This is a genomic window from Paracoccus sp. (in: a-proteobacteria), from assembly GCF_046289755.1.
In the GTDB taxonomy this organism is placed as follows: Bacteria; Pseudomonadota; Alphaproteobacteria; order Rhodobacterales; family Rhodobacteraceae; genus Paracoccus.
Genome location: NZ_JBKBVD010000078.1, coordinates 1 through 10,492, shown reverse-complemented (window position 1 = coordinate 10,492; position 10,492 = coordinate 1). Strand labels below are relative to the sequence as shown.

The 10,492-nt window shown below is 67.0% G+C and carries 11 protein-coding genes and 1 pseudogene; 1 reads left to right on the top strand and 11 read right to left on the bottom strand.

What is annotated here, in order from left to right:
* The 11 genes and pseudogenes from ACK41U_RS18195 to ACK41U_RS18145 all read right to left on the bottom strand — a co-directional run.
* Positions 1-386: pseudogene (locus ACK41U_RS18195) on the bottom strand (2-hydroxyacid dehydrogenase); the annotation flags it as partial.
* Positions 383-1,114, bottom strand: coding sequence for an amino acid ABC transporter ATP-binding protein (locus ACK41U_RS18190; RefSeq protein WP_409683351.1), 732 nt, complete (start codon positions 1,112-1,114; stop codon positions 383-385). The gene ACK41U_RS18190 and the pseudogene ACK41U_RS18195, both read right to left, overlap by 4 nt.
* 50 nt (positions 1,115-1,164) lie before the next feature.
* Entirely contained in the window at positions 1,165-1,962 is a 798-nt protein-coding gene (locus ACK41U_RS18185; RefSeq protein WP_409683349.1) for a transporter substrate-binding domain-containing protein, read from the bottom strand.
* A gap of 24 nt (positions 1,963-1,986) precedes the next feature.
* Entirely contained in the window at positions 1,987-2,640 is a 654-nt protein-coding gene (locus ACK41U_RS18180; RefSeq protein WP_409683354.1) for an amino acid ABC transporter permease, read from the bottom strand.
* Positions 2,641-2,644: 4 nt separating this feature from the next.
* A complete protein-coding gene (locus ACK41U_RS18175) occupies positions 2,645-3,313 on the bottom strand; it encodes an amino acid ABC transporter permease (RefSeq protein ID WP_409683346.1) in 669 nt (222 codons plus the stop codon).
* A gap of 68 nt (positions 3,314-3,381) precedes the next feature.
* The gene (locus ACK41U_RS18170) at positions 3,382-4,395 is read right to left on the bottom strand and encodes a LacI family DNA-binding transcriptional regulator (protein ID WP_409683343.1); all 1,014 of its coding nucleotides are present in this window, start codon (positions 4,393-4,395) and stop codon (positions 3,382-3,384) included.
* Positions 4,396-4,841: 446 nt separating this feature from the next.
* Entirely contained in the window at positions 4,842-5,312 is a 471-nt protein-coding gene (locus ACK41U_RS18165; protein ID WP_409683340.1) for a DUF3237 domain-containing protein, read from the bottom strand.
* Between the two features lie 11 nt (positions 5,313-5,323).
* Positions 5,324-6,613 carry a TRAP transporter large permease gene (locus tag ACK41U_RS18160; protein WP_409683337.1) on the bottom strand — a complete coding sequence of 430 codons (1,290 nt, stop codon included), beginning with the start codon at positions 6,611-6,613 and terminating at the stop codon, positions 5,324-5,326.
* Complete coding sequence (locus ACK41U_RS18155) at positions 6,610-7,110, bottom strand: TRAP transporter small permease (RefSeq protein WP_409683335.1); 501 nt, start codon at positions 7,108-7,110, stop codon at positions 6,610-6,612. Before ACK41U_RS18155 ends, ACK41U_RS18160 begins: the two co-directional genes overlap by 4 nt.
* On the bottom strand, positions 7,107-8,150 hold the full coding sequence (locus ACK41U_RS18150; protein WP_409683332.1) for a TRAP transporter substrate-binding protein: 1,044 nt from the start codon (positions 8,148-8,150) through the stop codon (positions 7,107-7,109). The genes ACK41U_RS18155 and ACK41U_RS18150 overlap by 4 nt, the downstream gene beginning before the upstream one ends.
* Positions 8,147-9,379 (bottom strand): amidohydrolase, encoded by a 1,233-nt coding sequence (locus ACK41U_RS18145; protein ID WP_409683329.1) that lies wholly within the window; start codon positions 9,377-9,379, stop codon positions 8,147-8,149. The genes ACK41U_RS18150 and ACK41U_RS18145 overlap by 4 nt, the downstream gene beginning before the upstream one ends.
* An 82-nt stretch (positions 9,380-9,461) precedes the next feature.
* Between ACK41U_RS18145 and ACK41U_RS18140 the strand changes: the two genes are divergently transcribed.
* A complete protein-coding gene (locus ACK41U_RS18140) occupies positions 9,462-10,355 on the top strand; it encodes a LysR family transcriptional regulator (RefSeq protein WP_409683326.1) in 894 nt (297 codons plus the stop codon).
* Positions 10,356-10,492: the final 137 nt, after the last annotated feature.

Here is a 10,492-nt window from a genome sequence, read left to right as displayed (position 1 = left end):
GCGGATTTGCCGCCCGCCGCCCAGTGCCCGGCCCGGACAAAGCGGTCGCCTTCGGCGATGCGGCGGCCCACGGCCAGCGCAAGGCCAAGCGCCATCTCGGCCACGGCGGTGGACAGAACATCGGGCGTGGTCGTCACAGCGATGCCCCGGCGACGCGCCTCGGCCAGATCGACGGCATCGACCCCGACCCCGTTGACGGCGATCAGCTCCAGCGCGGGCAGCCGCGCCATCTGCGCACCCGTCAGACCCACCGCGCCCGAGGTCAGCACGATCCGCGCGTCCTGCGCCTGATCAATGTCGCGCAGCACCTGATATTCGGCATGCAGCCGGTCGTTCATCCCGGCGGGCTTCAATGTGGTCAGCGCCAGCACGCTGGGACGGCTCATGCAATCTGCCCCAGAAAGTTCTGCAACCGTTCATTCTGCGGATTGCCAAAGAATTCCGCCGGGGCGTTTTCCTCGACGATCACACCTTTGTCCATAAAGATCACCCGGTCGGCGACGGCGCGGGCGAACTCCATCTCATGGGTCACGCAAAGCATCGTCATCCCCTCGCGCGCAAGGTCGATCATGGTGTCCAGCACCTCTTTGACCATTTCCGGGTCCAGCGCGCTGGTCGGCTCGTCGAACAGCATGATGCGCGGCGTCATGCACAGGGCGCGGGCGATGGCGACCCGCTGCTGCTGGCCGCCCGACAGCTGAGCCGGGTATTTGTCGGCCTGCTCGGGGATCTTCACGCGCTCAAGATACTGGCGGGCGGTCGCCTCGGCCTCTGTGCGCGAGACCTTGCGCGACTTCATCGGTGCCAGCATGCAGTTTTCCAGCACCGTCATATGCGGAAAGAGGTTGAAGGACTGGAACACCATGCCGACCTCTTTGCGGACGCGCGCGACATTCTCGCCGCCCGACAGGGTGACGCCGTCCACGACGATTTCGCCGGACTGGATCGCCTCAAGCTGGTTGATGGTCCGGATCAGGGTCGATTTGCCGGACCCGGACGGGCCGCAGATCACGATCCGCTCGCCCGGAGTGACGGTCAGGTTGATGTCCACAAGCGCGTGGAAATCGCCGTAGTATTTGTTGACACCGCGCATGGTGATGGCGTGTTGGCTCATGGAATGGCTCCCCAAAGGGGCGCCCGGCCGGGGCGGCCGGGCGCGGCCGGTCATTCGGCGGTTGCGACGAAATCGGGCAGAGGCTCGCCCAGCCATTCCTGATGAATGGCGTCCAGCGTGCCGTCGGTGCGGGCCCCGGTCACGAAGGCGTCGATCTCGGCCAGCAGCGCATCCGAGTCCGGCGCCACTGCGATGCCCTGCACCTGACTGGACAGATCGAACTTCTTGTCAAAGCGATCCCCTGCCACGCCCGCGATCTGTGAAAAGACCACGTTCGACAGGCCGATGGCCTGCACCTGACCCGACATCAGCGCCTGCACCGCGCTGGCATCATCGTCAAAGCGGCGGATCTGGGTGCCTTCGGGGGCAACCCCGGTCACGCCGCTGTCCTGGGTCGAGGCGCGGGCGACCGCGATCGACTTGTCCGCCAGATCCTCGGGGCCCGCGATCGCGGTTCCGGTGCCGCCATAGACGGCAATCGCGATCCCGGCATAGGGGGTCGAGAAATCCACACGCTCGGCCCGTTCGGCGGTGATGCCAAGCGAGGCGACCAGCACATCGACCTGCCCAGACAGCAGATAGGGAATGCGGTTCGGCCCGGTGACCGGCACGATCTGTGCCTCGACCCCCAGATGTCCGGCCAGTGCCAGCGCCACATCGGCATCATAGCCATCGGGATTGCCAGCCGCGTCCTGAATGCCAAAGGGCGGGAAATCGACCAGCATGCCGATGCGGACGGTGCCCGCCTCCCTGATCGCTTCAAGATCGGCGGCCATGGCCGGGGCGGCCGTTCCGGTGATCAGCGTGGTGGCGGCAAGGGCCGCGAACAGACGACGGTTCAGTTTCATGGTGTCCTCCTCCTCAGGTAAAAATCAGCGCGTGACGGAAAGGCGCATCCGCGCCTCGATCCGGCGGGCCATCAGCGAGAGCGGCCAGCACAGGATGAAATAGAGCGCCGCGACCGTGCCAAAGACCAGAAACGGCTGAAAGGTCGCGTTGTTGACGATCTGGCCCGCACGGGTCAGTTCGGTAAATCCGATGATCGAGGCCAGCGAGGTGCCCTTGATCAGCTGCACCAGAAACCCGACCGTGGGGGCGGTGGCCACCCGCAGCGCCTGCGGCAGGATCACATGGCGCATCCGGTCGCGGTAAGACAGGGCCAGCGCAGTCGCGGCCTCGGACTGGCCCTGCGGGACGGCCTCGATGGCGCCGCGCCAGATCTCGCCCAGAAAGGCGCTGGCATGCAGGGTCAGCGCCACCGCCGCCGCCAGCAGCGGGTCGATGGGCAGGCCCAGAACGGCCAGACCGAAATAGACCAGAAACAGCTGCATCAGCAGCGGCGTGCCTTGAAAGACCCGGATAAAGCCCATGGCCAGCCCGCGCAGCACGGGGCTGCGCGAGGTCCGTGACAGCGCCAGAACCAGCCCGCCAAGGGCGCCGCCGCCAAAGGCGATCACCGACAGGATCAGCGTCCAGCGGACTGCCATGGTGATGAAGATCAGATCGACCGAGGAAAATTCACGGATCATGTCAGCGACTCGCCGGATAATTGAAGAACATCCGCCGCAGCGCGCCGAACAGGGTCGAAAAGCCCAGTGCCAGCACGAAATAGATCAGCGTCAGCACCAGATAGATCTCGAAGCTGGCGAAGGTGCGGGCGTTCAGATCCGCCCCTGCCGATGCCAGATCGTTGGCCGAGATGACCGACACCACGCTGGAGGTCAGCATCAGATAGATGAACTGGCTGGTCAGCGAGGGGTAGATGTTGCGCAGCGCAGGCTTCAGCACGACATGGCGGAAAATCTGCACCGGGGTCAGGGCCAGCGCGCGCCCGGCCTCGATCTGGCCGCGCGGGATGGATTCGATGCCCGCCCGGATGATCTCGGTCCCGTAGGCGCCGACATTGATGACCAGTGCGACCAGCGCCGCCGTGTTGGGCGACATGCTGATGCCCACCGCAGGCAGGCCGAAGAAGATGAAAAAGATCTGGATCAGGAACGGCGTGTTGCGGATCACCTCGACATAGACATCGGTGATCCAGCGCAGCGGCGTGATACCCGAGGTCTTGGCGACCGCGCCAAGGACCGACACGACCAGACCGATCACCATCGCCGTAAAGGACAGTTGCACCGTCAGCCAGGCGCCATGGGCCAGCATATCCAGATTGTCGAAAACGGGCCGGAAATTGAACTGATACATCTGCCCTCCCCTGCGGATGTGTCTGTTTCTGCAATTTAGAACGATCTAAATTACAAATGGGCGGCCTGTCAATCCTCTTGGGCCAGCGCGCTTTGCCGGATCACCAGCGTCGGGTCCTGAATGAACCGCGCGACGGGAACACCGGGATCTGCCAGCCGCCGGGTCAGCAGCCGCGCCGCCTCGGCGCCGATCCGGGCAGGGTACATCGCCACGCTGGTCAGCGGCGGAAAGGTCAGTTCGGCCAGCGGCAGATCGTCCAGTCCCACGACGGCGATCTCCTGCCCCGGCTTGCGGTCCGCCCGGCGCAGGCCCAGCATCAGCCCGGCGGCCAGAATATCGTTGAAACACAGCACCGCCGTCGGTCGGGACGGCAGGGCCAGAATTTCCCCGGCGGCCAAGGCCGCGCCCTCCCATGTCAGATCGGCCTCGACGATCCCGGCATTCAGAGCCTGCGTCTCGGCCAGCGCGCGGGAAAACCCGGTCAGACGCTCTTCCCGCGCCGAGGTGCGGGCCCGCACCGACAGAAAGGCCACGCGGTCATGGCCCAGCCCGACCAGATGCTGCATCGCCATGCAGACGCCCGACACATAATCGGCCCCCGCATAGTCGGTCTCTTGCCGGCCAACCTCGCGCAGGGCCTGCACCACGGGCATGCGCCACCGCTGCATCCGTCCCGGCAGCGCGCTGTCGGTTCCTTCGGCAGGGCACAGGATCACGCCATCAACGCCGTGCCCCCGGAAGCGGTGCAGAATATCGTCCTGCCGGCGCGGATCATCCTTGCTGTTGGCCAGCAACACGACGCGGTCATGCTGGCCCATGACCTGCTCGACGCCCGACAGAAACTCGGTGAAGAACGAGTTCACAAGGTTCGGCACGATCACGCCCACCGTGCGGCTGCTGTTGTTTCGCAGGCGCGCGGCGCCGATATCGCGCACATAGTCCAGATCGGCCATGACCTGCTCGACCCGCGTGCGGGTGTGGTCGGCCACCAGAGGCGAGCCGCGCACGACCAGCGATACCGTCGCCCGCGACACGCCCGCGACCGTGGCAATATCTTCCAGAGTGGGTCGTTTGCCGTTCAAATCGCTCTGCTTTCCCGACTGGAGTTCGCCGATCACTATCGCATCGCACCCGGTGCTGAAAGGCCGCGTCCCGGGTGCCCTCAGACCCATCCTAGAACGAAAGCGGGCAAAGAGGCGAGGTTCAGACGCCCTCAGCCTGTGCCGCGAGGGCACAGTTCACTGGGTTGCCTGCGCGGTCAATGCCTGCGGAATGGTCAGAAAGCGTGGCGAACAGCGCATGAGACATGCAGAACCGACATGATCAGGATCATATGCCGGGCGATCGGCCCTGCACTTCCCGCCGCTGGCCCGCGCGAGGCGCAGCGCGCCGCGCCTGGCGCGATTGTCGGCCTGATGGTCGCAGGGGTATCATGTCGCAGAGCCGGGGCGTTGCGATGCCGCCATCGCGGCCGCGACCGGCAGTATCGCGGCAGCCCCCGTTTCAGGCGCGCGCCGGGATGGCCGCCTCAGACCAGCACGAAGGACCGGATCAGCACCTGTTCCTGCGGGCGCACCACCTCCAGCGTGCCGACAAAGACCCGCTCGTTCAGCCAGTTCAGGCGACCGGCCGGGGCCTCGGGGAAGATGCGGCAGCGGGCATAATGCAGATGGCCCCCGGCGGTATAGGTCAGCAGGGCCAGATTGCGGATCTCGACCACCAGCCCGTCATGGGTCTGGAGGTGATAGATCGCCTCCAGCTCCTTGCAGCCATCGGGGCGCAGGCGTTGCAGATCGAAGCCGCCGGGCAGGACCTGTCCCCCGAAGGGCTGAGGGGCGGCGCCCTCCGGGGCCAGCTGCCCCGCAAAGGTTCCGCCCAGAATGGGCACGACGTTGCGCTGCCCATACGGGCCCGGCCCGTGCTGGCGGGTCGGCGCGATGTCGACATGCGCCTGCCAGCAGGGCAGAAGGCGTGGCGCGGTGGGCGAAAATGCACTCATGGACCGGCCCTTCAGGTTGCGTGGACAAGATAGAGCGAGATGGCCGGAAAGGCGGCCAGCAGGATCAGGCGTAGCACGTCAACGGCGATGAAGGGCACCAGCCCCCGGAAGATGGTCATCATCCGCACGCCCGGCAGGCAGCTGTTCAGCACGAAGACATTCATGCCCACCGGCGGCGTGATCAGCCCGATCTCGGTCACGACGACGACCAGGATGCCGAACCAGATCAGATCCATGTCGAAGGCCGCGACGATGGGCGCGAACAGCGGCACGCAGATCAGGATGATGGCCAGCGTGTCCATGACGCAGCCCAGCACCAGAAAGATCGCCAGGATCAGCATCAGCGTCTGCACCGGGCTCAGCCCGCTGCCCAGCAGCAGCGACTGGATCGCCTCGCCCATCCCCGAGACCGAGATCAGCTTGGCCAGCAGCATCGCCCCGAACAGCACGACATACAGCATCACCGAGGTCGTCACCGTGTCGCGAAACGCCTCGCGCAGGATGGCGAAGGTCAGGCGGCCCTGCGCCAGCGGGATCAGGATGGCAAAGCCCGCGCCCAGACCGGCGGCCTCGGTGGGCGTGAACAGGCGGAAATAGATGCCGCCGATGATCAGCGCGAACAGCGCGCAGAAGGGCCAGACCCCCAGCAGGGCGCGCAGTTTCACGGCCCAGGGCACGGCGGGGCTGCGCGGCGCGTCCTGCGGGCGCAGATGGCAGATCGCCAGCACCACGAGGGCATAGAGGGCCAGCCCCAACAGCCCCGGCCCGATGCCCGCGATGAACAGATCGCCGATGCTGGTCTCGGTCAGGATGCCGTACAGCATCAGCACCGTCGAGGGCGGGATCAGGATGCCAAGCGTGCCGCCCGCCGCGATGGTCGCGCTGGACAGGCGGTCGGCATAGCCATAGGCCTTCATCGAGGGATAGGCGACCCTGGACATGGTTGCCGCCGTGGCAAAGCTGGACCCGCAGACCGAGGCGAAGCCCGCGCAGCTGACCATCGTGGCCAGCGCCAGCCCGCCCTTGCGCGCGCCCAGAAAGGCATTGGCCGCGCGGAACAGATCGCCCGAGATGCCCGTCGCCGCCAGCACGTTGCCCATCAGCAGGAACATCGGCAGGACCGCCAGTTCGTAGGAAAAGGCGTTCTCGGAAATGGTCATGGCCAGCATGCTGCCCGCCAGAGCGGGGCCGAACAGCAGCGACAGACCGCCGAGGCTGACCGTCAGCAGGGCGAAGCCCAGAGGCACCCGCAGGAAGGCCAGCAGCAGGATCGACCCAAGCGCCGTCAGACCCAGGATCATGACACGACCTGCGAGGCCGGGCGGGGGTCGGTCATGTCGCGCCAGCCGCGCCACAGCGCCGCCGCCGCCGACAGGAAGGCCGAGATGGCGAAGATCCGGTAGAAGGCGGCGCGGGGCACGTTCAGCTCGATGCTGACCTCGCGGAACTGCGCGGCGTCACTGGCGGCCTGCCACATGACCATGCCCAGCACGACCAGCACCGCAGCCACCAGCACCGCCACCAGCAGCCGCCACGGCCAGAAGGCCGGGCGCAGCAGGATGCGGTCGAACAGATCCACGGTCAGATGCCCGCCGGCGATGGTGATCAGCGGCAGGCCCAGAAAAACGATCATCGCCATCAGATGCTCGGTCAGATCATGGGCGCCATAGACCGGGCGGCCCAGCAATTGCCGGGCCAGCACATCGACAAAGGTCAGCGCGACGATCGCGCCAAGCGCGGTCATCATCGCCGCCAGCACCAGATGGCCCGACAGGCCCGCCAGATGGCGAGGTTTCATGGCGCTTCTCCGGCCAGCCGGGTGTAGGTGGTCTGGAAGAATTCGGCGACCTCGGCGGCCTGAGGCAGATCGAACTGCGCGCCGTCGGCGATCCAGTCCTGCAGGAACTCATCCCTGACCTGCGCGATCAGGTCATTCAGCGCCGGGTCCGGGGTGACGAAACTGTGGCCACTGGCGGCCAGCACCTCGCGGGCGGCGGCATTCTCGCGGTCCCAGAAGGCGCCCCAGCCGCCCGACAGCACCTCGCCCGAGATGGCGGTGATGGCGGCGCGGTCGGCCGCGTCGATTCCCTGCCAGGCGCGGTCGTTGATGGTCAGGAAGAACATCGCGTCATAGAACCCGCCCTCGACATCGGTGGTGTAGGGCAGCGCCTCGGCCAGACCAAAGCCCAGCACCGATTCGACCGGATGCAGCGAGGCGTCGATGACGCCGGAATCGATCAGCTCATAGGCCTTGGTGGCGGGGGCCGCGACCGGAACGGCGCCCATCGCCTCCAGCAGGGTCTTTTGCAACGGGTTGCCCATGCGGACCTTCTGGTTGCGGAAATCCTCGGGCGTGGCCAGCGGCTGGCGGGCGCTGTGGATCTGGGCGCCGCCGAACAGCGACACCGCCAGCATATGGGTGCCGTCAAAGACCGGCAGATCGGCCAGATAGGTGTTGAACGTGCGCCACAGCGCGACCGAGGCCGCCTCGCCGCCATCCCCGGTCAGGGGCAGCTCGCAGAACCACATCACCTTGAAACGCTCGGGCTCGTAGGTCAGGTTGCCCCAGGTGATGTCGGCGATGCCGCGCCGGGCCAGCTCGTAATGCTGGGCGGGGGCGCCAAGCGCCGCGGGCAGGATGCGGACCGTCACGCGGCCCTGGGTCACGCGGGCGACCTCATCGGTCCAGCCCTGCAGGAAATCCGTGCTGAGCGTCGATGTCGCGGGCGCCCAGCTGGACATGGTCCAGACCGTGTCCGACAGGGCGGGCTGACCCGCAAGGCAGGTCCCGGCCAGCAGCGCGGACCGGATCAGAGGCGAGATCTTGGGAAGGGTCATCTGGGGGCTCCTTGTTGGAAACTGTCCTCGATCAGCCCGGCCCAGAATTCGGCGCCGGTTGTCAGGATCTTGTCGTTGAAGTCGAAAAACGGGCTGTGGACGGAACAGGGCCCGATGGGCTGGCCGTCGCGAAAGCCGTTGTCGCCATTGCCGATCAGAAAGAAACTGCCCGGACAATGGCGCTGGTAGAAGGCGAAATCCTCGCTGGCGGTGACGCGGGCGGCGTCCATGACGACGCGGCCCGCGCCGAACAGCCGCGTGGCGGTGCGGGCGGCGGCGGCCAGGGTCGCGGCCTCGTTGACGACCGAAGGATAGCCGGGATCGACGATCACCTCGCCCGTGCAGCCGAACGAGGCCGCCTGCGCGGTCACCACCTCGCGGATGCGGCGATGGACCAGCTGCGCGGTGGCCGCCTCGAAGACGCGGATGCAGGCGGTGATGCGCGCCTCGGACGGGATCACGTTGAAGACCTGCCCCGCCTGCACCTGCCCGATATTGAAGATCGCCGTCTCCAGCGGCGGCACGTTCTGCGAGACGATCGAGTGCAGCGCCATGATGGTCGAGGCCATCGCCAGCGACGCGTCCTGCGCCAGATGCGGGGTGGCGCCGTGGCTGGCCGCGCCCCGGATCACGATCTCCAGCTTGTCCGAGGAACACATGAACGGCCCCTCGCGGAAATACATCTGGCCTTCGGCCTCGGTCGGGCCATTGTGGATGCCAAAGATCCGGTCGGCGGGAAAGCGGTCGAACAGGCCGTCCGCGATCATCCGCTGCGCGCCGCTGTCGCTGCCGCCGACCTCTTCGGCGGGCTGAAAGACAAAGGTCACGGTGCCGTGGCCCGCGATCCGGCCCGCCCGCGCCCGGCGCGCGATCAGATCGGCGCCCCCCAGCAGCATCGCGGTATGCCCGTCATGGCCGCAGGCATGCATGCAACCCGCGTTGACCGAGGCATGCGGCAGGCCGGTCCGTTCCTGCATCGGCAGCGCGTCCATGTCGGCGCGCAGCGCGATGCGCGGTCCCCGCGCCGCGTCGCCCACCACCAGTTGCGCCACGACCCCGGTGCCGCCCAGCCCGCGCGTCACGGTCAGGCCGAACTCCTCCAGCCGTCCGGCCACGAAGGCGGCGGTCTGATGTTCGGCAAAGCCCGGCTCGGGGTTCTGGTGCAGGTGCCTGCGCCAGCGGCGCATGGCGTCGAAATCGGGGCGTTCTGGCGCGGCGTCATGTGTCATAATTGTGATGCTAGGCAGGGATCGCCCTGCGCACAGACAGAAAATCTGATAGGGTGACCTGATTTTGCTGTCGGGGGAACGGATGCGCATCAACCAACTTTCGGCGCTGGTCGCGCTGGCCGAGACCGGCTCGATCCGGGGGGCGGCGCGGGTGCTGGGCCTCAGCCAGAGCGCGGTGACCCGCGTGCTGCGCGAGCTGGAGACGGGGCTGGGCGCGACGCTGCTGGTGCGCAAGACCCACGGGACCGAATTCACCCCGGCGGGCCAGTCCCTGCTGTCGCATGCGCGACTGGTGCTGACCACGATGACCCGCGCGGAACGCGACGTGGCGCGCCTGTCGGGGCAGGCGCAGGTTCGCGTGCGCATGGCGGTCACGCCGGTGCTGGCCGCCTTCAGCCTGCGCCGCATGGTGTCCGAGTTCCACCAGCGCTATCCCGACGGCGCGCTGGACATGGACATCGGCTTCATGCTGACGGTGCTGCCCAAGCTGACCGAGGGCGATCTGGATTTCGCGGTGATCCTGGCCGAAAGCGCGGCGCTGCCCACCGACATCACCTTCGTCAGGATCCGCGAGATCCAGATGATCCCGGTGGCCAGCGAACGCGCCGGGCTGACCGGCCCGGTCAGCTGGGACGATCTGGCGCGCCTGCGATGGGCCATCAACCCCTCGCCCGCCAGCTCGGATCAGGCGGTGCTGACCTGGCTGCGGGGGCGCGGGATCGAGCTGGGGCAGGTGCCGGTCTATTGCCGGTCACCCTATCTGCTGTCGATCCTGAGCGAGTCCAGCGACATCGTCGAGCTGTGCCCCGAGCCGCTCTATCGCCAGCAGCTGCATGCGCGCGGGATGCGCGCCATTCAGGTGCCCGATCTGCCGCCGCCGATGCAGATGGGGGTGGTCTATCTGACCCATATGCCCCGGCCCGAGCCGGTGCAGTGGCTGGTGGACGCCGCGATCAGGATGGCGAAATCCTTCTGAACGGCGCCTGTGTCTCTGGCGTGGGTTGGGGGGCGCTGCCCCCCATCGCGCTTTGCGCGATTCCCCCCGGGATATTTTTGTGAAGAAGAAGCGGTTACAGCTTTCCGGTCAGTTCGGGGAGGATCTGGAACAGATCG